A 20,664-nucleotide genomic window follows, 5' to 3' on the forward strand; every position below is an offset into this window, starting at 1 on the left:
GGCTGATTTATCTTCATTTTTTTTCCAGTTAACAGCCTGTAGAAGAACATAACGACGTGAATCTGATCACGCATTCTTCCGAAGCGTTGTATCATTATGCCTGTTGGTAAATAAAGTCTTTCTTCTATATATAATTCAATAATTTTATCCATCTTTTTCTGATTTATTTTGTAAATGGCTATTGATATAAAAAGAATAAGTGTTGAAGAGGTGTAAAGTATAATCAAAATAATAAAGGTGATTATGTTCATATTAAAGTCCCATTGAGTTTTCAGTATGATTAAGCGTATTTTTCAAATAGGTATATTACCATTGCTATAAAGAAAAATGCCCCACCTATATTAGCGATAATGAAATGTGTTTTTATCCAGTGAGTTAAATTGGGGGGTAAATTTTGAATAAAATCGTAAGACTCTTGTGGCATATATTTACTACTAGGCTCATTTATTCTTATTCTTTTTCCTGTTAATAACTTATAGAAAAATGCGGCAGTATAAAACTGACCGTGAATACCCATAAAATGCCCAATGTATGCTCCTGATGATAAACAAAATCCTTTTTCCATATATAAATCAATAATTTTATCCATCTTTTTTTGATTTATTTTGTAAATAGCCGCTGATATAATGAAAAAACCAATAAAAGAAGCGCAAGAAATAAGTAAAATGATAAAAGTGACTCTATTCATATTAAAATCCCATTGAATGTCCAGTATAGTTAAAAATATTCTCTAAATAGAAATGTTATCATTATTATGAAGAAGAACATACCACCTATATTAATGGTGATAAAATATATCTTTATCCAGTGGGTTAAATTGGAGGGTAAATTTTGAATGAAATTATAAGATTCTTTAGGCATATATTTACTATCAGGTCTATTTATTCTTATTCTTTTTCCTGTCAATAGTTTATAGAAAAATATGGCAGGATAAATCTGACCACGAATACCCATCAAATGACCCATGTATGCTGCTGTTGATAAGCAAAAACCTTTTTCCATATATAATTCAATAATTTGATTCATCTTTTTTTGATTTATTTTGTAAATGGCTATTGATATAATAAGAAAAATGTTAGAAGAGATAAAAGAAATAACCAAGATGATAAAAATTATTCTATTCATATTAAAGTCCCATTGAAGATTCAACAATAAGTTCAAAGAGCCATTCTCCACCTTTACTACCGGCATAACCACCAGCAAGACCGCCGCCCATCATGCAAAGTCCGGCAGTTAAGCCATCAGTTACAGCTCCAAGAGCAACACATGCTGTGCCTGCTGCAATTCCGCCGTAATATCCTCCCCAAAAGCCCAGGCTTGTCCGACCGGAAAATTTACTATATTCTTTGATAGCTACTTTTTCACATTGTCCTGTTTGTCCATAATTACAGGCATCAATAACCTGCCCGGTGGTATCGATAAAATCCAGACCAATAGCAACTCGGCCACCATATTTCATCCATTTAACCATTTTAGCACTGCGGGTGATTATATGGCTATATCCCTTTATCGCGCCAATCCCTGCTTTATCCCATTGGTGAGCAATGGCTTTGGTTGATAACTTTAACGCATGTTTTAAATTAGGATGTTGGTCGATTTTCAAAGAGAGTCGGCCAAATTTATTTAATAATCCCTTTAAGTTACCCATAATCAACTGTCTTTCTATATAAAACTCGTGACTGATAAACTTTCGGTTTAGCCCATTTAACCGATATTCTTTTTCATAAAGCTTCTGTAACTTTGACAGATTTTTTTTGATTTGGGAGAAATAAGTGTCACCCATTGATGATGCTGTGCCAACTAAGGTTCCTCCCTGATCCAGTACATAGTGAAACAGGCCAAAATGACGATGCAAAAACGCAGCATATTCATTAGGCAGAGCTGAAATGGATTGATTGACTTCATACTGAGATTGTTTTAATAGCTGTATTATGTGGGGCGGATTATAGGAATCTGGATCTGCTACCAGCAGAATTTGCCCCGGTTTCAGGAATCGGTAATTTGCATTTAATTCCATAAAATAGCGGGCCGCTTCGCTATTTGAATGGCTGAATAACAGACTGGCTTGAAAACTTAATCCTCCGGGTTGCTGTACAACACAGAAACCGGGTTGAATGTTTCTTTTCATAAATACTCTATTTGTTCCCGTAGTAGCTGCTAACATGCTGGCCCAACGTTAGGCAACATAACTTTTTGATAGCTTCATGGGCATAACTTAATCAGATAATCGGATTATTTTCAACATATAATAAATGGGTTTTTAATCTCTACAGAGTGAGAATTTATCGGGAGTCGGTGATGTGTAAATTGAATCTGATTTTGTCGGTTGATATTGATTAATTTGCGGTTTTTTCTTTGCTAAAGGATAGTAATAGTGAGCGTAATTTGTTTATATATTTGGTCTGACTACGAGTCTTCAATATTTACATTTATATAAGGTAATTAACAATTTGTTACAATTTTCTTATGAAAATTACAATTATTTTATTGAAATCAAAGGGAAATAACTCAGAATGAGAACCAGAATATAAGGTAAATTAAGTAGGTATAGCTATGGCAAATATGATTTATGTGACGATAAAAGGTGAATCTCAGGGGCTTATTTCTCAAGGATGTTCGACTTTAGATTCTATTGGTAATCGGTATCAGCATGGACATGAAAATCAAATTATGGTGTTGCAATTCAATCATGGTTTGACAGTTGCTCAGAATGTTAATTATCAGCCAGTAAACTTCATTAAACTATTAGATAAATCTTCCCCATTGTTAATGATAGCGGCAGCTAATCATGAAAGACTAGAGTTGACATTTGATATTTATCGGACTTCTCAAATAGGTTCACAGGAACTTTTTTATTCCATATTGCTCACCGGGGCAAAGATTTGTGATTTAAATGTTAATTGTCCGCATGTTATTAATGATAATAACGGCCAGCCGGAAGAAGTTATTTCAGTTCAGTATGTTAATATTACTTGTCGGCATCATATGGCGGGAACATCAGGATATTGTATTTGGGATGAGATGGTTTATTGATAAATACAATTTATACGCTTAGTTTTCATTTAATAGCTAAGCGTGTTTTTAAAAGTAAGTATATTGCTATTGATATAAAGAAGAGTTTCCATACTATATTAATGGTAATGAAATATACTTTTATTCAATGAATTAAATTGGAAGATTATTGGTGAATGTATTTGTTATCTGCCTAGTTTTTTCGGCTAATAACATGTATATAGTTCAATAATTTTATTCATCTTTTTCTGGTTTATTTTGTAAATAACTATTGATATGGAAAAATAAATATAAGAGATAAATAAAATGATTCTATTCATATTAATATCCCATTGAATATTCAACAATAAGTTTAATAAGCCATTCTCCTCCTTTACTACCCATATAATCACCTGCCATGTAAATTCCAGCAGCTAATCTTTCAGTTGCCGCTCCAAGAGTAACATATGTTGACTCGACGTTAGGCAACATAATTTCCTTATCGTTTCGTCGCCATCATTGCTTAATCAAATGATAAGATTATTTTTAGCTTATAAATGTACACGTTTTTAATTCTACCGCGCTATGTTTTCTCAGAAATCCTAAAGGGTGTCGTGCGAATGATTCTGATCTAAATCTCAAAGCTGGAACCTATCGTTAGCACTTTTCCATATTCTCTGTAAAATATCTCCAACGATTTTCCTGCCTGAGCGGTACCTCTTAAGCGGGGATAAATAAGGTTTGAATTGGATTTAAGGAACGAAATATATCAATTTTGTTACGTTACACCTTAAAGCGTTTGTGATAAATTCAATCCGTTTTTGTCTATTAGTATTGGTCGATTTGTTGTTTCTACTATAGAGAGTAATGATATGAATGGATTTGCATATTTAGCAATGGCAATTGTTGCTGAGGTTATCGCAACGGCTTCATTAAAAGCCTCTGATGGGTTTAGTAAATTATTCCCTTCTATACTGGTCATTGTTGGATACGGCATCGCTTTCTGGGGGTTATCTCAGGTGGTCAAAGTTGTGCCATTAGGAATTGCTTACGCCATATGGTCTGGTTTGGGTATTGTGTTGGTTTCTGTTGCCGCGATATTTTTATATCAGCAGAAGCTGGATTGGGCGGCTATTTTAGGTATGGCTCTTATTGTTGCCGGTGTAATGGTAATAAACCTGCTTTCTAACAGCAGTGCACATTAATTAATAATTAACGGTGTTCCTGTTTTCCCTGAATCGTTTTCTGGAGAAGAGATATGTTAAACGCCAGTAATAAGAAAGGATGCCAGACAGTGTTATTAGGAGTACTCCTTAGTATTGCTGTATTAGCTGGTTGTAGTAGCCAGGCAGGGAAAACAGCTACCCAATATCAGGGGGTACAATACTCTCAACCGGAAAATTCTCAACCGGAAGTTGCTCTTAGGGATGATGTCAGAGCAATCTGTTTTTATGTAGGCGGTATGCCTGCCTTAGCAATGCAATTAAATGGTGCGCAAATACCTGTTTGCCAATTGGCAAATGGCAAGCGTTGTGATGAAAGGGCATTATTGCAAGGTTCTTGTGCATCAATTTGAGGCAACTGATATGAGCAGGAACATGCCGTTCGGATATCCGGTTAGGGGCAGCCTTAGGCATGATTCTGCGAGTATATTTGATTCATCAGACAATGATTTGTGGCTGTCTGAGTTGATAATTATTTACGGCTAAAAAATTGGCTGATTAATACTAATACAGCAGCAACTAGGTAAGCAGCAAAAATACCGACTAACCATTGCGGCATCTCTAATGTCAAGAATTGCCACTGTCTTACTGAACAATCACCTGTAGCTTCGAATACAGAAGGAAGCCATTGGTTTAACGCCAACCATGAAGGGAAGTTGACGAAGAAATCACAGGTATTAAATGGAGAAGGGTGCAACAGTATCATTGTATGTTCCCAAGCGAGTTGCAGGCCACTCCAGGCACTGTAGATCCACAAAATAATAGCCAGCCAGCGTAACGGCGTTTTTGGCGCGATCGTACCCAATATCCCGGCGCCCAACACACCAAACAGAGCAACCCGTTCATAAATACACATCACGCAGGGTTGCAATTTCATCACATGTTGAAAGTATAATGCCGAGCCTTCCAGTATCAGGGCAGTCAAGGTCATTAACAGCCATGCGCTTCGTCCTTGAGAACAGTGGTTTAAAAATCGCATCATTTCCGTTTTTCCATGCAGATTAAGATAAACAATTGAGCGCCTATTTTGCCGACTTACAGGTGACAAAAAAAGTCAATTAAGGTAAATCTGGCTTTTTCAGGGAAAAATAATACCGTATTGAGCGTGATTGTTGCTCAATACGGTATTGGTTGGTTAAGGCTATAAAGTGAATTATTGCCGGTTATGGCAAAGCAATTAAGCCCCAATGAACCATCATGTCACTGACGGGAATTAGCAGAAATTCTACACACAGCAAACCGACCAGAGTCATGACAATGGTATAAGGCAATGCCATGATCACCATGCGGCCATAAGATAAACGAATTAATGGCGATAATGCCGAAGTCAACAGGAACAGAAATGCGGCTTGTCCATTAGGTGTGGCAACGGAAGGCAGGTTAGTGCCGGTATTAATCGCAACAGCCAGATATTCAAATTGTTTATGTGAAATGAGTCCCTCTTGCAGCGCTGCTCTCGCTTCATTGATATAAACCGTACCGACAAACACGTTATCTGATACTGATGAAAGCAGGCCGTTAAACAGATAGAACAGGGAAAGTTGAGATGTTTCAGAAACCTGTAATACGAACTGAATAAATGGCGTAAACAGTTGCTGGTCAACGATGACTGCAACGATAGAAAAGAATACAGTCAGTAATGCCGTGAATGGTAGTGCTTCTTCAAATGCTTTACCCAGGGCATGTTCTTCGGTAATACCACAGAACGACGTGGTTAGAATGATGACCGAAAGGCCGATCAGACCAACTTCTGCCAGATGAAATGCCAGCGCAACAATGAGCCATATGCCTATCAGCGCTTGAGCAATAAGTTGCGCTTTTTCTTTACGTGTTCGTTTTGCGCTGGTTTTTTGATCATAATCTTCCAATACCTGTCGGACGCGTTCTGGCAATTCGGCGCCATAACCAAACAGCTTAAAGCGTTCGACCAGAAAACAGACTAACAGCCCGCAAATAAAGACAGGTAAGGTAACTGGAGCCATGCGAATAAAGAAGGTGACAAAATCCCAATTAACATTTTTGGCGATAATCAGATTTTGTGGTTCTCCTACCATTGTCATCACACCACCGAGGGCGGTGCCTAAACCGGCATGCATCATTAAACTGCGTAAAAAAGCACGAAACTGTTCAAGCGTTTGTTTCTTTTTTGCTGTGTCAGTGTGATTGTCATGTTTAGAATTAATTACATCATGTTGATCGGTAATAAAGTTGTTGTAGATGGAATAGAAGCCAAGGGAGACACTAATAACCACCGCGATAACGGTCAGGGCATCAAGAAATGCCGATAGAAATGCGCTAGCCAGACAGAATGCCAAGGCAAGCATACGCTTAGATTTTATGGAGAGCAGGAGCTTAGTGAAAGCGAATAATAGTAATTGCTTCATAAAGTAAATTCCTGCCACCATAAATATCAGCAACAATACAACTTCCAAATTATTAGCAATTTCATGACCAACTTGTTGAGGTGAGGTCATGCCGATGATGACAGCTTCAATTGCCAACAGGCCACCCGGTTGTAACGGGTAACATTTAAGTGCCATTGCTAAAGTAAAGATAAATTCAATAACAAGCAGCCAGCCCGCGACAAATGGGTTAATAAAGAAGAATATCAATGGGTTGGTGATGAGAAAGATGATGATAGCTAGCTTATACCAATCTGGCGAGTTGCCGAGAAAGTTTTTTACTGCTGTTTTTAGGATACTGGTTTCCATTGCAATTAAAGTTCCTCTAAATTCGTAAGATCGTGTTCTGTAAACAATAGTACGCTTTAATGCAGAATATTTTAAGGGAAATGAGGTATAGTTAAGCATTAGTACGCTTTTTTTTATGACCGTCTTTACGCTTTCTAGACTACATAGCTATATTGAAGTTGCGTATTCTGATATAATTTCATCTATTATTAGTTGAAAAAATCACGTTGGAATAACAAAAGTATGGTCATTAAGGCTCAAAGTCCCGCAGGTTTTGCGGAAGAGTATATTATTGAGAGTATATGGAACGGCCGTTTTCCTCCAGGCTCCATTCTTCCGGCAGAACGTGAATTATCTGAGTTAATTGGTGTGACAAGGACCACCCTGCGTGAGGTATTGCAGCGTTTGGCACGCGATGGATGGTTAACTATTCAGCATGGCAAACCAACAAAAGTAAATAACTTTTGGGAAACATCGGGTCTTAATATCTTAGAGACTCTGGCCCGTCTTGATCACGATCGCGTTCCTGAATTGATTGATAACCTATTGGCGGTAAGAACGAATATTGCGGCGATATTTATTCGCACAGCTTTTAGGCATAATCCGGGTAAATCGTTGGAAGTACTGGCAGAAAAAGAGCAGGTGGAAGATAACTCAGAATCATTTAGTACACTAGATTATGATATTTTCCGTGGTTTAGCTTTTGCTTCAGGTAATCCAATTTACGGCCTTATTATCAATGGGTTGAAAGGGCTATATACCCGCATAGGGCGTTATTACTTCTCGAATCCTGAGGCGCGTAAATTGGCGCTGAATTTTTATCAGCAACTGGTGATATTATGCCATGATAAATCCTACGATAATGTCATGGAATGTGTACGTAACTATGGTAAAGAGAGCGGTGTCATTTGGCACAGTATGCAAAGTACGATGCCAAGTGATTTATCTGAATTGCCGCTGATATCTCGTTAGTATTTTTACTTAATTCCAGCCTTATCCGAATCTAGATCTATTAGTTTCAAATCAAAATTATTTTGAGTTGTCCCGGTACAGAATACTCTGTACCGGGAGTTTTGTTTCTTTTTTTCATTCAATCTTAAGCTAATCGTTAATATTTCCATTTCAGAATATTATTCTGAATCTTTGGTTTTTATTTGAATTTTTATTTTGATTAATTGATGGTTATTGGTATCTTGTGGTTGTTTGATTGATTCGTTTTTTTCGCTGAAAAACTCAGAATAACGACTTGGTATGAAATAATTATCATGCGATTTATATCTTAATTATTATCTTAATTTTATGATTTTAATATTAATTTTTATAATTTGGTTGTGTATAAGTCACAAATAAATCTGTTGCATAAATGTAATTCAATTGTGACCTAAATCATAAATTTAGATTATTGACGTGACCGATGATTGTTCTATATTGGTTTTTTATAAACAGCATATTATGCTTGCCTAAAATTTTAAATCGTCCGAGGGCTATGATGAAAATCCTTGTTTTAGGTAGTGGTGTTATTGGTGTAACCAGTGCCTGGTATTTGGTACAGCAAGGTCATGAAGTCACTGTCATTGATCGCCAGGGAAGTGCTGCTGAGGAAACCAGTGCTGCTAATGCCGGGCAGATCTCGCCGGGATACGCGACCCCGTGGGGAGCGCCGGGTATTCCATTGAAAGCCATTAAATGGATGTTTCAACGTCATGCTCCATTGGCTATTCGTCCTGATGGATCGCTGTTTCAATTACGCTGGATGTGGCAGATGTTGCGTAATTGCGATGCCAGTCACTATGCGATAAATAAGAGCCGAATGGTACGACTGGCAGAGTACAGCCGTGACTGCATCAAACAGTTGAGGGCAGATACGGGTATTCAATATGAAGGGCGTCAGGGGGGTACGCTTCAGTTATTCCGTACTAATAAGCAGTTTGATAATGCCGTGAATGACATTGCTGTTCTTGAGCAGGAAGGTGTTCCTTACAATTTATTAACGGCGGATAAACTAGCGACAGTAGAGCCGGCGTTAGCACATGTCGCTCACAAATTGACGGGGGGCCTGCAATTACCGAACGACGAAACGGGTGATTGCCAGCTTTTCACCAAAACGTTGGCAAAAATGGCGGAAGCGGCGGGTGTAACGTTTCTGTTTAATAAACAGGTCAAACAGTTATTGGTGGAAGGAGATCGAATTACCGGCGTCCAGTGTGAAGATGGCGTGATGACAGCAGACAGCTATGTTGTTGCTATGGGAGCCTATTCCACCGGATTGCTAAAAGGTCTTGTCAAAATTCCAGTATATCCACTGAAAGGTTATTCATTAACTATGCCGATTGTCGATGCGGAACGGGCTCCGGTATCTACTGCATTGGATGAAACATACAAAATTGCGATTACCCGGTTTGATAACCGTATTCGTGTGGGTGGAATGGCAGAAGTTGTCGGCTTCAATTTAGATCTACTTAAAGCACGCTATGAAACATTGAAAATGGTGGTGCAAGATCTTTATCCAGGTGGAGGCGATATTACTCAGACCCGCTTTTGGACGGGATTACGCCCAATGACGCCAGATGGCACCCCAATTGTTGGCCCGACTGAATATCACAATCTCTACCTAAATACAGGACATGGTACATTGGGATGGACAATGGCATGTGGTTCCAGTCAATTATTGGCTGATATTATTTCGGGTAAAAAGCCCGCCATTGCATTTGATGATTTGTCAGTATTTCGTTATGTTAATGGTTTTAATACAAGATTGGCACCATTTAGCCATCAATTACACACTGAACTGAGAGGCTAATAGAATATGCCACGTCCGATTTCGGCAACGATTCATCTTGATGCATTGGAAAATAATCTGGCGATTATTCGTAATAAGGTCGGTAATAGTAAAATCTGGGCTGTTGTTAAAGCCAATGCTTATGGGCATGGTTTGAGTCGTATATGGCAGGATCTCGATCAGGCTGATGGATTTGCTTTACTTGATTTTAATGAGGCGATTTTATTACGGGAGCGGGGGTGGCAGGGGCCAATCTTGCTATTGGAAGGATTTTTTAAACCCGAAGACTTGTCGATAATTGATGAATATCGGTTAATAACCGTAGTGCATAGTCATTGGCAACTGAAAGCAATAGAGATGGCCAATCTAAGTAGGCCGATTGATATTTATCTCAAACTCAATAGCGGTATGAATCGGTTAGGATTTCCTGCGGATCAATATAGAACGGTGTTATCATCGGCAAAGCGTATCCGGCAAATTGGGCAAATAACATTAATGTCACATTTTGCGAATGCGGATAAGGATAATAAGGAGATTAGCGTTGCTGAACAACTTAACGTTATTAATTCGGTCAGTCAGGAATTGGATATTTCTCAATGTCTGGCTAATTCAGCCGCTTCTTTGTGGCATCCACAAACTCATAGAGATTGGGTACGCCCCGGTATTGTGTTGTATGGCGCCTCACCGAGTGGAAAGTGGAAAGATATTGCCGATATTGGATTGAAAGCAGTGATGAGCCTGCAAAGTGAAATTATTGCCATTCAGAATCTCAAAGCAGGAGATAAAATTGGTTATGGTAGTGAATATACAGCACCGGGTCCTATGCGAGTTGGTACAGTTGCCTGTGGCTATGCTGATGGTTATCCCCGTCGTGCAATGACGGGGACGCCGATTATAGTCAATGGTGTTAGAACCCAAGTATTAGGTACAGTATCAATGGATATGTTGTCGGTGGATTTAACGCCTTGTCCACAGGCCCAAATTGGCAGTTCTGTTGAATTATGGGGGCAAAATTTGCCGGTGGATGATGTAGCCGAGATTTCTGGAACAATTGGTTACGAATTATTGTGCGCATTGGCAAATCGGGTCCCGGTATCTATATGTCGTTAAGTACCAGGTGTTGTTAAGTACCAGGTGTTGTTAAATACCAGATGTCGCCAAATACTAGACAGAGTGTCAAATAGTAGTTGGCGTCTGGTATTATTTCAGGAAATAACTTACCGCCTTCGCTAAATTAATATGTTTTTGTTTTGTATCATCTGTCTATTTTCGTCAGAAGAGTTGAGCGTGGACTAGACATATTGTGCTCTTTAAGAAAAATAGGAGATTATTACTTGGAAATGAGGGAAATGATCTTTTACACTTGATAATAGCTAATCGCATAATTGTTTTAAAGGAAATAGTTAATCATGATCAACAAAGCTAAAATTTTAGCCACAGTCGTCACTTGCTGTCTTTCTTCATCTTTAGCTTATGCGGGGCAGTGGTCAATTGGCGCCTCTGTTTTAGCTGAGGCATCACCTTATAAAGGGGTGAAGAAAAAAGATAAAGTGTTGTTTGTTCCAATGGTTAATTATGAAAGTGACAATTTCTATTTTCATACTTTAGCCGCCGGGTATTATTTGTGGAATCAACCAAAAGATAAGTTATCTTTAGATGTCTATTACTATCCTCAAAATTTCCGCCCAAAAGATAATGAAGATAAGCAGCTGAAAAAGCTGGATCGTCGTCATGATACTATGATGGGCGGTTTTAGCTATCGTCATATTGAAGATTGGGGAACATTGCGTAGCTCTTTTGCTGCGGATACTTTGAGTAAAAGTAAAGGCATAACGATTGACCTGGCTTATTTGTATGAATTTAAAAGTGATGATTGGTCATTACAACCAGGGGTAGGTGTGGTTTGGAATAGTAAAAAACAAAATCGTTATGAATATGGCATTAAAGGTAATGAATCGCGCCGTAGCGGACTAGAAAAATATACGCCAGATGATAGCTGGACTCCTTATGTGGAATTATCTGCTAATTATAAATTTAACCAGGAATGGTCTGCATTTATGATGGGACGTGTTGAGCGTTTACCGAGTGAAATTAAAGATAGTCCAATGGTTAATAAATCATATTCAAGTATCGTCTGGACAGGTATTACATATAGTTTTTAATTGCCGGTAGCAATTAATATTGAATAGAGACTGAATTCGCTACGCCAGATAGTATTCAGTCTTTTTAATGTGAATGAGTGAGGTATTTACTGATAGTCTTTCCGACAACGGATCAAAACCGAAAGGTGGGCTGGGCTATCATCTTTAGAGATCAATGGCTTATTGATACGAGCCGTTTCTACACAAACCATATTTTTATAATCTTCATCACACATATCCTTCATTCTATTTGATAGTTGGACGCCGGGATTCCAGCATACAACATCACTGTGATGATAATGGTGAATCTCAATTGTTCGTTTCAGCGATTTATCCCTGATCAGATTAAAATCTTCTGGCTCGGTATAAATATGATCAGTACGACCATTGAAAATCAGATCTTCTGTTGTTGTGTATTGCGCTTTGTCAGCAACTGTATCAATAAAATGTTTACCTAAGCCACTGACTGAAATTTGATTAATATCGCCTATATTCAGATAAGTGTGTAGGGCACAGGTTGCTTGATAATCACCATAGGTTTCCAGTTCCACTTCACAGGTTTCACACAGTTTGAAACGGGCAATCAAGGTGAAATCATGAGGCCACAATTTATGGGTATATTCATTGTCTCTTAGCGTGAAAGTGAGGATGACGCCATTTTCATGTTCATTATGTGCGCTAAATTCCCAGGGAAGAATTCTGGCAAAACCGTGACTTGGTGCTCTTGAGGAACCAAACCAAGGCCAACAAATGGGAATACCACCGCGGATAGCAGTACCTGCTGCAAATGTGGTTTTCTTGCTTAACCACAACCCCGGCTCCTCGCCACTGGGTTGCCAGGCGATGAGATGTGCTCCTTGCAGGCTGATTGCACCACGAACTTTAGGATGAGAGACGACTATCAGTGGGAAGCCATCTATATTTCGTTGGCTAATAGCGGGAGAAATTTGTTCTGCGATCGGTAATGAAAAGATTTTATCGTTCATCCGTATAACCTTGTGAACCAAAGCTGGGAGATGGCATGGTTCCAAGAATAACGCATGTTGTACACAGATTGAAACAAAAGAGCTGCCGAGGAAGGGCAGCTCTTTTCAGGCAAGGAAGTTGCTCAGTTATTTGGCGATGTGAGCAATGAGATCCAGAACTTTATTAGAGTAACCGGTTTCGTTGTCATACCAAGAAACCAGTTTCACAAAGTTGTCGTTCAGAGCGATACCTGCTTTGGCGTCAAATACAGAAGTCAGTTTTTCGCCATTGAAATCGTTAGATACGACGTCATCTTCGGTGTAGCCCAGAACGCCTTTCAGTTCACCTTCAGCAGCATCTTTGATTGCATCACAAATTTGTTGATAAGTGGCTGGTTTTTCCAGACGCACAGTCAGGTCAACAACCGATACGTTAGGAGTAGGAACGCGGAAAGCCATACCAGTCAGTTTACCGTTCAGTTCAGGGATAACTTTACCAACCGCTTTAGCCGCACCGGTAGATGATGGGATGATATTTTGAGCAGCGCCGCGACCGCCACGCCAATCTTTCGCAGAAGGACCGTCGACGGTTTTCTGAGTTGCGGTTGTTGCGTGAACAGTGGTCATCAGACCTTCAACAATGCCGAATTTATCATTGATAACTTTAGCCAGCGGCGCCAGACAGTTAGTAGTACAGGAAGCATTAGAAACGATGTCCTGGCCTGCATAAGTTTTATGGTTAACACCCATAACAAACATAGGCGTGTCATCTTTGGACGGGCCGGTCAGAACAACTTTTTTCGCGCCAGCGGCAATGTGCTTACGGGCGGTTTCGTCAGTCAGGAAGATACCTGTTGCTTCTGCAACAACATCAACGCCCACTTCATTCCATTTCAGGTTAGCTGGATCTCTTTCTGCTGTAACGCGGATAACTTTGCCGTTAACAATCAGATGGCCGTCTTTTACTTCAACAGTGCCGTTGAAGCGACCGTGAGTTGAATCGTATTTCAGCATGTAAGCCATGTATTCGGCATCCAGCAAATCGTTGATTGCAACGATTTCGATGTCTGAACGTTCTTGTGCAGCACGGAAAACAATACGGCCAATACGACCAAAACCGTTGATACCTACTTTGATAGTCATAGTGTTCCACCAGCTATTTTTTAGTGAATTAAAAATTATTACTAAAGTTACCAAAACCTTGCCAGCCGTCAAGCGGAATCGTGTCAATAGCCGAAAAACATTAGCTTTGAGTTCACCATTTAGACGCTTGCTATCGGATACTGGCAATCGAGCCGCCCATCATTATCAAGGCGTAGACAGATATTGAAAGTTAATTGGTTAGATATGCGAGTTACATCACAAATAGTAGGATATACCCGTTATCTTTCAAGTTGCCTCTTTGTTGGTTACACTCACTCACCCCGGTAACATAGTTATCTATGCTCCCGCGGATTCGCTCCCTTGCTGTCGCGATGCATCTTGAAATCCATAGGGGATAGACAGATTCAGTTAACCGCTTAAAATAAATTCCACTACTGTAATGTTAATTTTTTGTTATTATTAATCAATTTTATTGAGAACATGAATCTTATTAAGGTGGTCGCTATGGCTAAGAATCCTGATGTTTCCCTTTATAAAGAACTTACTGATATTCAGCGTCATGTAACCCAGAATGCTGGCACAGAGCCGCCATTTTCAGGGAAATTGCTACATAATAAGAAAAGTGGCGTGTATCATTGTTTATGCTGCGAGCAGCCATTATTTATGTCCGACACTAAATTTGATTCTGGTTGTGGCTGGCCGAGTTTTTACCAGCCTGTTACTCATGATGCAGTGCAATATTTTGATGATAATAGTCACAATATGCATCGTATTGAGGTACGTTGTAGCCATTGCAATGCTCATTTGGGGCATGTGTTCCCTGATGGCCCGCAACCGACAGGAGAACGTTTTTGCATCAACTCGGCTGCATTAAGCTTTACTGATGAAAATACAGGCGAAAAAACAGTAGGTTAGTCGTTTTTGTTATTGCGGACATAATCTTAATTTACGCAAAAAATCGTTTCAGCTAATTCTGGAAAATAATGAGGAAATATCAATGGAACTGGATGATCTGTTATCTGTAATGACGCCAGAAATATATCAACGCTTGGTTCAGGCGGTAGAACTGGGTAAATGGCAGGATGGTGTGCCTCTAACGGTAGAGCAGAAAGAGAATAGTTTGCAGATGATTATGCTATGGCAGTCGAGGCATAACCATGATCCGCAACATATGACAATTGGTACTGACGGTCAGTTGGTGATGAAGAGTAAACAAGAACTGAAAGCGACCTTTCAATCTGAAATGGTGGCAACATTCAAGCCATAATCTTTGGCAAGTAGGTGATGAAAAGGCTGAGTGCGTAAACTCAGCCTGGCTTTGGATTGATATCAGAGGAGAGCGTTTTCTAGTTGATCAAGTTCTATCAATATAGCGCCTTTCTCTTTTATCTCGTTGAATGCTGATTGGCTATCATTTGGGCTGAGGTTAACCCCTCGACAACCATCAGTAATGACCCAGGTTTCATAACCTAATGCTAGCGCATCCAGCGCGGTAAACTTCACGCAATAATCAGTAGCGATACCGATAATAAACAGGCGTTTAATTTGCTGTGCTTGCAACCAGTCATCGAGCCGAGTTTTACTCTGATGACCGTTGTCAAAGAAAGCGCTGTAGCTATCGATCTGTGGATTTTCACCTTTGTGGAAAATCTCAACAATTGCCTGCTTGTTTAGCTGTGGGTGGAAATCAGCGCCAGGCTGACCTTGAACACAGTGTACCGGCCACCATACTTGTGGAATACCGTTTAATATACCGATATCACCGATCTTTTGTCCTGAGTTTACTGCGAAGCTCATATGTTCAGCCGGGTGCCAGTCTTGAGTGGCAATAATGCTGATATTGTGTTTCAGACAAATATCAATTGCCTGATTTGCCGCAACAATGGCTTGTTCACTCTCTTCTACGGCTAAAGCGCCGCCGGTACAGAAGTCGTTCTGTAGATCAATAAGTAATAGGGCTGTTTTCATCTCTTTCCTTGATTATTTATCAGTATAACTTAATTCACCACGTAAATTTTGTTGCATTAAATAACGAACTTTTTCATCGTTGTAAGGTTGACTGAGTAAATAGTGCAATTTGGTTAAAGTTGCTTCAAAAGTCATATCGTAGCCGCTTATTACCCCGGCTTCGGCCAGAGCATGGCCCGTGGCATAACCTTCCATATTTACTCGGCCGGAAATGCATTGAGTCAAATTAACAACCACGATCCCTCTCTCTGTTGCCTGTTTTAGCTCTTTCAATAATTCAGGGTGTTGAGGTGCGTTTCCGACGCCATACGAGCGCAGGATGAGAGCCTTAACCGGCTGCATTAAAATATTATTCACAATCTGACTGGAAAGACCAGGATAAATGGTGATTACGCCAATTGGCTGAGGGGTAATTCGATGGGTAATAAATTCACCATGACTGACTGGGGCAGGACAAGCATTGAAAGTTTTGATGTTAATACCGGCTTCCATTAATGGCGAACAGTTCGGTGAAGCAAAGGCATCGAAACCGTCGGCATGTGCTTTGACGGTCCGGTTCCCACGAAACAGTTTATTATTGAAAAACAGGCTGACCTCGTTAACTGGGTAATTCGCGGCAAGGTAAAGCGCATTCAATAAGTTTGTCTGCCCATCAGAGCGCAGTGCTTCCAGAGGGATTTGCGACCCTGTGACAATGACGGGCTTACCCAGATTCTCAAACATAAAGGAGAGGGCAGATGCCGTAAATGCCATTGTATCCGTACCATGCAGGATCACGAACCCATCATAATCATGGTAGTTTTCTCGGATATCATCAGCGATAAACTGCCAGTCTTCTGGGGTCATATCAGAAGAATCAATCAGTGGTTGATGTTCACGGATGGTGAATGTCGGCATTTCCGGTCGATGGAATTCGGGCATCTTTGTTAATTGGCGCTGTAAATGCCCGGAAACGGGAATGTATCCCTGAGATGAGTGTTGCATCCCAATGGTTCCGCCAGTATAGACGACATAAATAGACTTCTTCTGCATGACTGTACCTCATAAAAAGATCAGCTGGATTATAGGAGTATTACAGAAGAAAAAAAGCCTGACAGGGTTTGTCAGGCTAAATTAATCGAGCTATTACCTGGAATCATGCATTGCTATGGGCTGTTTAGCGAATATCTCCGCAATTTAAACAGAATGCATAACGATTTTGTGGATCATTGAGATGGCGATAGAACTCACTTTGTTGTTTCACTTCCTGAGCTACTTGCGCCAATGGAGCGGGGAGCCAGGCTTGAACCGCTTCTGGTACGATAGCTTGCGCGGTTGCTGCCAATTGGTTCATCAGCAACTCACTGAATGACATTTCAGGCTGCATCCAGTCAAGTTCTGGGTTATCCAATTTTGCCAATTCAGCCGCTTTAGTGACCGCATCATCGAAATCCCCTAATTGGTCGACCAATCCATTGGTTTTAGCATCATAACCAATCCACACATGCCCCTGAGCAATTTTATCGACTTCTTCACGTGTTTTATGGCGTGAATCCGCAACAAGGCCGATAAAGTTGTTATAGCCATTCTCGATATTAAGCTGCATCAGTTCTGAGAACTGTTTGCTGAGTCCTTTGGTGACAGAAATACCCGCGAGCGGCGTCGTGGAAACGCCATCAGTGTGGATGCCAATATGTTCCAGACTGTTTTCATAAGTGGTGATGACGCCGAAGATACCGATAGAACCCGTCAACGTACTTTGGTTTGCGATGATGTAATTAGATGGAGTAGAGATCCAGTAACCACCGGATGCCGCCATTCCGCCCATAGAAACCACCACAGGTTTATTCGCTGCACGTAGCGCGGCCAGTTCGGTACGAATAACATCAGAAGCGCTCACACTGCCGCCAGGGCTGTTTACTCGCAGAATAACGGCTTTGATATTATCGTCCAGACGAGCTTGACGAATCTGAGCGGCTGTCGTGTCCCCGCCAACCATACCTTGCGTCTGCTGCCCATCGACGATTGCGCCTTGTGCGACAATCACGGCGATATTGCCTTTAGATGATAATTTGCCTTCTACCAATTGCGGTGCATAGTCGTAGATGCTGATAGCATTGAAGTGGCGATTTTTTTCGTCCCAACCAAAGGCTTTTGTCATGTCGTTTTCAATGACATTGCGTGACGCAACATAATCGACCAATTTGTGTTTAAGCGCATATTGCGCATTGTCTCCGCCAACAGCACGTAAATCGGCAATCATCTGATCAGCGCCTGGGAATAGCTGATCAACAGTGAGTTTGCGGTTGGTAGCGACAGTATTGAGGTAGTTATTCCATAGACCATTAACCCAACGGCTATCAGCCTCGCGGGCATCGGGGGACATATCATCGCGCATAACCGGCTCAACGGCTGATTTATACGTGCCGACGCGGAAAATATGCGCGGTGACTTTCAGTGAGTCCAGCAGGGATTTGTAATACAGGTTATTGGTTGAATAGCCATAAAGACCAACCGTTCCTTGTGGCGATAGATAGATTTTATCGGCAAAGGTAGACAGATAATATTGTGACTGATTATAACTATCACTGATAGCATAAACCGGTTTACCAGAAGTTTTAAACTCATTAATTGCCTTACCGATATACTGCATGGATGGCTGATCGGCACCGATGAAATCATCAAGTTTCAGCACCAGGCCCGTGATTTTGTTATCGATTTTTGCTTGGCGAATGCTATCAACAATATCAAACAGGGAGTTTTCCTGAAATTTATTGCTGGATGCGCCAAACAGTTCACGGCTCAGTTGAGTCAATGGAGTACGGCTGGAGACCTGATCCACAATAACACCGGTGAGATTGACATATAATGCTCCCCGATAACTATCTGCCGTTTTGTTTGGCTGTTGATAAAGCAGGAAACCGCCAACCACAACCAGAATCAGCATGATAAAAATCAGGTTTGAAATGACTTCCCGAATAAAATTTAATAATCGCCAACTCCATTTAAATAATCTTGCGATCAACTTCCATAAAATACGCATATCATCTCCAAAAATAGGATCAAGTGAAGCTATCCTAATGATCAGACATGTAAATGTCAGCTTCAAATAGTGGCATATTGCCTGAAAAGACAGCTTTAGGGCTTTTATTTGTTAACAAATAAACAGAAAATGTTAGCTTATAACAAAATACATTATCTAGGAGAGAAAAGATGGATGCATTAGAACTTTTGTTGAACAGACGTTCAGTATCACGTTTAACAACCCCGGCGCCTCAAGGTGAAGTATTACAGCATATTCTGGCGGCGGGCATGAGAGCGCCCGATCATGGCGCACTACGTCCGTGGCATTTTATTGTCATGCAGGATGAAGGTATTGAGCGGTTTAGTCGATTACTCCATCAAGCAGCCATTGATAGTCAGCTTGGCGCTGACGCGGAAGAAAAAGCGAAAAGCGCACCTTATCGTGCGCCATTAATCATCGCTGTTATTGCAAAAGTGGCTGAGAATTCCAAAATACCGGAATGGGAACAGGTGGTTTCCGCGGGTTGTGCGGTACATGCGATGCAAATGGCTGCTGTGGCTCAAGGGTTTGGCGGTATCTGGCGTACGGGTTCTTGGACTGATGATAATACCGTGCGTGCCGGTTTGGGTTGTCATCAACATGATAAAATAGTGGGTTTCCTCTACCTTGGAACGCCTGCGCTAAAAGCGCCGAATAAAGTTACTCTGCCTGATATGACTAATTTTGTCAGCTACTTGTAACCGAGGTCTGTTATGTCAACAGAAGTTCGCCTTACCCAATATAGCCACGGTGCTGGATGCGGTTGTAAAATTTCGCCAAAAGTTTTGGAAACCATTTTGCATAGTGAGCAGGAGAAATTTCTTGATCCTCACTTACTGGTGGGTAATGAAACCCGTGATGATGCTGCGGTTTATGATATTGGCAACGGTATCGGCATTGTCAGTACGACAGATTTCTTCATGCCGATTGTAGATGATCCCTTTGATTTTGGGCGCATTGCCGCCACAAATGCGATCAGCGATATTTATGCGATGGGCGGTAAACCCATTATGGCGATAGCTATTTTGGGATGGCCTATCGATAAATTGGCGCCGGAAATTGCCCGTAAGGTGATTGAAGGCGGCCGAGCTGCGTGTAAAGGGGCCGGGATTGCACTGGCGGGAGGGCACTCTATTGATGCGCCTGAACCTATTTTTGGTCTGGCTGTAACCGGTATCGTTAATATTGACCGAGTGAAACAGAACAGCGCAGCGAAAGCGGGTTGCCAGCTATTTCTGACAAAGCCGCTTGGCATCGGTGTATTGACCACAGCGGAGAAAAAAGGCTTGCTGTTGTCTGAACATCAGGGCATCGCGATAGACGCCATGTGTCGCTTAAATAAGTTGGGGATGGATTTTGCTGAGGTGGTTGGTGTTACAGCAATGACCGATGTAACCGGGTTTGGGCTGTTAGGGCATTTGAGTGAAATTTGTGAAGGGTCGGGGGTTCAGGCCACTCTCCATTTTGCAAAAGTGCCTAAACTGCCGGAAGTGGAATCTTATATTGAAAAGGGTTGTGTTCCGGGGGGAACCGAGCGTAACTTTGATAGCTACGGTCATCTTATTGGTGAAATGACAGAACTTCAGCGTAAACTGTTATGTGATCCACAAACATCCGGTGGCCTGTTGTTGGCTGTTCTACCAGAAGCTATAGACGAAGTGAAAGCGATTGCACGATGTCATGGCATCGAACTGACCGCGATTGGTGAATTGTCTGAACAACAGTCAGGCACAGTACTCATTGAGGTCAATGAATAATAC

Annotated in this window: 22 protein-coding genes and 1 pseudogene; 11 read left to right on the top strand and 12 right to left on the bottom strand. The window is 40.9% G+C overall.

Annotation, left to right across the window (positions count from 1 at the left end; genetic code table 11):
- From EAE90_RS17045 to EAE90_RS17060, 4 genes and pseudogenes are all read right to left on the bottom strand, one after another.
- Positions 1–251: pseudogene (locus tag EAE90_RS17045) on the bottom strand (hypothetical protein); the annotation flags it as partial.
- 29 nt (positions 252–280) lie between these two features.
- The gene (locus EAE90_RS17050; RefSeq protein ID WP_214054475.1) at positions 281–688 is read right to left on the bottom strand and encodes a hypothetical protein; all 408 of its coding nucleotides are present in this window, start codon (positions 686–688) and stop codon (positions 281–283) included.
- 29 nt (positions 689–717) lie between these two features.
- Positions 718–1,125 carry a hypothetical protein gene (locus tag EAE90_RS17055; RefSeq protein WP_214054476.1) on the bottom strand — a complete coding sequence of 136 codons (408 nt, stop codon included), beginning with the start codon at positions 1,123–1,125 and terminating at the stop codon, positions 718–720.
- Between the two features lies 1 nt (position 1,126).
- On the bottom strand, positions 1,127–2,128 hold the full coding sequence (locus tag EAE90_RS17060) for a hypothetical protein (protein ID WP_214054477.1): 1,002 nt from the start codon (positions 2,126–2,128) through the stop codon (positions 1,127–1,129).
- Between the two features lie 425 nt (positions 2,129–2,553).
- Here EAE90_RS17060 and EAE90_RS17065 point away from each other — a divergent pair, with 425 nt between their 5' ends.
- The gene (locus tag EAE90_RS17065; protein ID WP_011146791.1) at positions 2,554–3,033 is read left to right on the top strand and encodes an Hcp family type VI secretion system effector; all 480 of its coding nucleotides are present in this window, start codon (positions 2,554–2,556) and stop codon (positions 3,031–3,033) included.
- A 300-nt stretch (positions 3,034–3,333) separates the two neighbouring features.
- Here the strand turns inward: EAE90_RS17065 and EAE90_RS17070 are convergent, their stop codons facing one another.
- Positions 3,334–3,483 carry a hypothetical protein gene (locus tag EAE90_RS17070; protein WP_214054478.1) on the bottom strand — a complete coding sequence of 50 codons (150 nt, stop codon included), beginning with the start codon at positions 3,481–3,483 and terminating at the stop codon, positions 3,334–3,336.
- 380 nt (positions 3,484–3,863) lie between these two features.
- On the opposite strand from EAE90_RS17070, the gene EAE90_RS17075 reads away from it, so the two are divergent.
- On the top strand, positions 3,864–4,196 hold the full coding sequence (locus EAE90_RS17075; RefSeq protein WP_214054479.1) for a DMT family transporter: 333 nt from the start codon (positions 3,864–3,866) through the stop codon (positions 4,194–4,196).
- Between the two features lie 53 nt (positions 4,197–4,249).
- Entirely contained in the window at positions 4,250–4,567 is a 318-nt protein-coding gene (locus EAE90_RS17080) for a putative hemolysin (RefSeq protein WP_214054480.1), read from the top strand.
- A gap of 119 nt (positions 4,568–4,686) precedes the next feature.
- Here EAE90_RS17080 and dsbB read toward each other — a convergent pair whose 3' ends face one another.
- Both dsbB and nhaB read right to left on the bottom strand, forming a co-directional pair.
- Positions 4,687–5,196, bottom strand: coding sequence for a disulfide bond formation protein DsbB (dsbB, locus tag EAE90_RS17085; RefSeq protein WP_214054481.1), 510 nt, complete (start codon positions 5,194–5,196; stop codon positions 4,687–4,689).
- 181 nt (positions 5,197–5,377) lie between these two features.
- The gene (gene nhaB, locus EAE90_RS17090; protein WP_214054482.1) at positions 5,378–6,925 is read right to left on the bottom strand and encodes a sodium/proton antiporter NhaB; all 1,548 of its coding nucleotides are present in this window, start codon (positions 6,923–6,925) and stop codon (positions 5,378–5,380) included.
- Positions 6,926–7,147: 222 nt separating this feature from the next.
- On the opposite strand from nhaB, the gene fadR reads away from it, so the two are divergent.
- From fadR to EAE90_RS17110, 4 genes are all read left to right on the top strand, one after another.
- Positions 7,148–7,876 (top strand): fatty acid metabolism transcriptional regulator FadR, encoded by a 729-nt coding sequence (fadR, locus tag EAE90_RS17095; protein WP_214054483.1) that lies wholly within the window; start codon positions 7,148–7,150, stop codon positions 7,874–7,876.
- Between the two features lie 517 nt (positions 7,877–8,393).
- On the top strand, positions 8,394–9,704 hold the full coding sequence (locus EAE90_RS17100; RefSeq protein ID WP_214054500.1) for a D-amino acid dehydrogenase: 1,311 nt from the start codon (positions 8,394–8,396) through the stop codon (positions 9,702–9,704).
- 6 nt (positions 9,705–9,710) lie between these two features.
- Complete coding sequence (gene dadX, locus EAE90_RS17105; RefSeq protein WP_214054484.1) at positions 9,711–10,793, top strand: catabolic alanine racemase DadX; 1,083 nt, start codon at positions 9,711–9,713, stop codon at positions 10,791–10,793.
- 299 nt (positions 10,794–11,092) lie between these two features.
- Positions 11,093–11,845 carry a MipA/OmpV family protein gene (locus EAE90_RS17110; protein ID WP_214054485.1) on the top strand — a complete coding sequence of 251 codons (753 nt, stop codon included), beginning with the start codon at positions 11,093–11,095 and terminating at the stop codon, positions 11,843–11,845.
- A gap of 86 nt (positions 11,846–11,931) precedes the next feature.
- Here EAE90_RS17110 and EAE90_RS17115 read toward each other — a convergent pair whose 3' ends face one another.
- Both EAE90_RS17115 and gapA read right to left on the bottom strand, forming a co-directional pair.
- On the bottom strand, positions 11,932–12,810 hold the full coding sequence (locus EAE90_RS17115; protein WP_214054486.1) for a D-hexose-6-phosphate mutarotase: 879 nt from the start codon (positions 12,808–12,810) through the stop codon (positions 11,932–11,934).
- A 126-nt stretch (positions 12,811–12,936) separates the two neighbouring features.
- Positions 12,937–13,932, bottom strand: a complete 996-nt coding sequence (gapA, locus tag EAE90_RS17120) for a glyceraldehyde-3-phosphate dehydrogenase (RefSeq protein WP_049581362.1) — start codon at positions 13,930–13,932, stop codon at positions 12,937–12,939.
- Positions 13,933–14,397: 465 nt separating this feature from the next.
- Here gapA and msrB point away from each other — a divergent pair, with 465 nt between their 5' ends.
- Both msrB and EAE90_RS17130 read left to right on the top strand, forming a co-directional pair.
- Entirely contained in the window at positions 14,398–14,808 is a 411-nt protein-coding gene (gene msrB / locus EAE90_RS17125) for a peptide-methionine (R)-S-oxide reductase MsrB (protein ID WP_214054487.1), read from the top strand.
- An 82-nt stretch (positions 14,809–14,890) separates the two neighbouring features.
- Positions 14,891–15,160 (top strand): YeaC family protein, encoded by a 270-nt coding sequence (locus tag EAE90_RS17130; protein WP_214054488.1) that lies wholly within the window; start codon positions 14,891–14,893, stop codon positions 15,158–15,160.
- A gap of 62 nt (positions 15,161–15,222) precedes the next feature.
- On the opposite strand, the gene pncA is transcribed toward EAE90_RS17130, so the two are convergent.
- The 3 genes from pncA to sppA all read right to left on the bottom strand — a co-directional run bounded on the left by pncA (position 15,223) and on the right by sppA (position 18,883).
- Entirely contained in the window at positions 15,223–15,861 is a 639-nt protein-coding gene (gene pncA, locus EAE90_RS17135) for a bifunctional nicotinamidase/pyrazinamidase (RefSeq protein WP_214054489.1), read from the bottom strand.
- 12 nt (positions 15,862–15,873) lie between these two features.
- A complete protein-coding gene (gene ansA, locus EAE90_RS17140; RefSeq protein WP_214054490.1) occupies positions 15,874–16,893 on the bottom strand; it encodes an asparaginase in 1,020 nt (339 codons plus the stop codon).
- A gap of 124 nt (positions 16,894–17,017) precedes the next feature.
- Positions 17,018–18,883, bottom strand: coding sequence for a signal peptide peptidase SppA (gene sppA, locus EAE90_RS17145; protein WP_214054491.1), 1,866 nt, complete (start codon positions 18,881–18,883; stop codon positions 17,018–17,020).
- Between the two features lie 170 nt (positions 18,884–19,053).
- Here sppA and EAE90_RS17150 point away from each other — a divergent pair, with 170 nt between their 5' ends.
- Both EAE90_RS17150 and selD read left to right on the top strand, forming a co-directional pair.
- A complete protein-coding gene (locus EAE90_RS17150) occupies positions 19,054–19,605 on the top strand; it encodes an NAD(P)H nitroreductase (RefSeq protein WP_214054492.1) in 552 nt (183 codons plus the stop codon).
- 12 nt (positions 19,606–19,617) lie between these two features.
- Complete coding sequence (gene selD / locus EAE90_RS17155) at positions 19,618–20,661, top strand: selenide, water dikinase SelD (RefSeq protein WP_214054493.1); 1,044 nt, start codon at positions 19,618–19,620, stop codon at positions 20,659–20,661.
- Positions 20,662–20,664 lie beyond the last annotated feature (3 nt).

Origin of the sequence: Photorhabdus caribbeanensis, from assembly GCF_018448885.1 — a bacterium.
Lineage (GTDB): Bacteria > Pseudomonadota > Gammaproteobacteria > Enterobacterales > Enterobacteriaceae > Photorhabdus > Photorhabdus caribbeanensis.

What these genes read in the sequence shown, in the direction of transcription:
- EAE90_RS17050 (WP_214054475.1), bottom strand. Translation starts at nt 688, where the DNA reads ATGAATAGAGTCACTTTTATCATTTTACTTATTTCTTGCGCTTCTTTT.
- EAE90_RS17055 (WP_214054476.1), bottom strand. Translation starts at nt 1,125, where the DNA reads ATGAATAGAATAATTTTTATCATCTTGGTTATTTCTTTTATCTCTTCT.
- EAE90_RS17060 (WP_214054477.1), bottom strand. Translation starts at nt 2,128, where the DNA reads ATGAAAAGAAACATTCAACCCGGTTTCTGTGTTGTACAGCAACCCGGA.
- EAE90_RS17065 (WP_011146791.1), top strand. Translation starts at nt 2,554, where the DNA reads ATGGCAAATATGATTTATGTGACGATAAAAGGTGAATCTCAGGGGCTT.
- EAE90_RS17070 (WP_214054478.1), bottom strand. Translation starts at nt 3,483, where the DNA reads ATGTTGCCTAACGTCGAGTCAACATATGTTACTCTTGGAGCGGCAACT.
- EAE90_RS17075 (WP_214054479.1), top strand. Translation starts at nt 3,864, where the DNA reads ATGAATGGATTTGCATATTTAGCAATGGCAATTGTTGCTGAGGTTATC.
- EAE90_RS17080 (WP_214054480.1), top strand. Translation starts at nt 4,250, where the DNA reads ATGTTAAACGCCAGTAATAAGAAAGGATGCCAGACAGTGTTATTAGGA.
- dsbB (WP_214054481.1), bottom strand. Translation starts at nt 5,196, where the DNA reads ATGATGCGATTTTTAAACCACTGTTCTCAAGGACGAAGCGCATGGCTG.
- nhaB (WP_214054482.1), bottom strand. Translation starts at nt 6,925, where the DNA reads ATGGAAACCAGTATCCTAAAAACAGCAGTAAAAAACTTTCTCGGCAAC.
- fadR (WP_214054483.1), top strand. Translation starts at nt 7,148, where the DNA reads ATGGTCATTAAGGCTCAAAGTCCCGCAGGTTTTGCGGAAGAGTATATT.
- EAE90_RS17100 (WP_214054500.1), top strand. Translation starts at nt 8,394, where the DNA reads ATGAAAATCCTTGTTTTAGGTAGTGGTGTTATTGGTGTAACCAGTGCC.
- dadX (WP_214054484.1), top strand. Translation starts at nt 9,711, where the DNA reads ATGCCACGTCCGATTTCGGCAACGATTCATCTTGATGCATTGGAAAAT.
- EAE90_RS17110 (WP_214054485.1), top strand. Translation starts at nt 11,093, where the DNA reads ATGATCAACAAAGCTAAAATTTTAGCCACAGTCGTCACTTGCTGTCTT.
- EAE90_RS17115 (WP_214054486.1), bottom strand. Translation starts at nt 12,810, where the DNA reads ATGAACGATAAAATCTTTTCATTACCGATCGCAGAACAAATTTCTCCC.
- gapA (WP_049581362.1), bottom strand. Translation starts at nt 13,932, where the DNA reads ATGACTATCAAAGTAGGTATCAACGGTTTTGGTCGTATTGGCCGTATT.
- msrB (WP_214054487.1), top strand. Translation starts at nt 14,398, where the DNA reads ATGGCTAAGAATCCTGATGTTTCCCTTTATAAAGAACTTACTGATATT.
- EAE90_RS17130 (WP_214054488.1), top strand. Translation starts at nt 14,891, where the DNA reads ATGGAACTGGATGATCTGTTATCTGTAATGACGCCAGAAATATATCAA.
- pncA (WP_214054489.1), bottom strand. Translation starts at nt 15,861, where the DNA reads ATGAAAACAGCCCTATTACTTATTGATCTACAGAACGACTTCTGTACC.
- ansA (WP_214054490.1), bottom strand. Translation starts at nt 16,893, where the DNA reads ATGCAGAAGAAGTCTATTTATGTCGTCTATACTGGCGGAACCATTGGG.
- sppA (WP_214054491.1), bottom strand. Translation starts at nt 18,883, where the DNA reads ATGCGTATTTTATGGAAGTTGATCGCAAGATTATTTAAATGGAGTTGG.
- EAE90_RS17150 (WP_214054492.1), top strand. Translation starts at nt 19,054, where the DNA reads ATGGATGCATTAGAACTTTTGTTGAACAGACGTTCAGTATCACGTTTA.
- selD (WP_214054493.1), top strand. Translation starts at nt 19,618, where the DNA reads ATGTCAACAGAAGTTCGCCTTACCCAATATAGCCACGGTGCTGGATGC.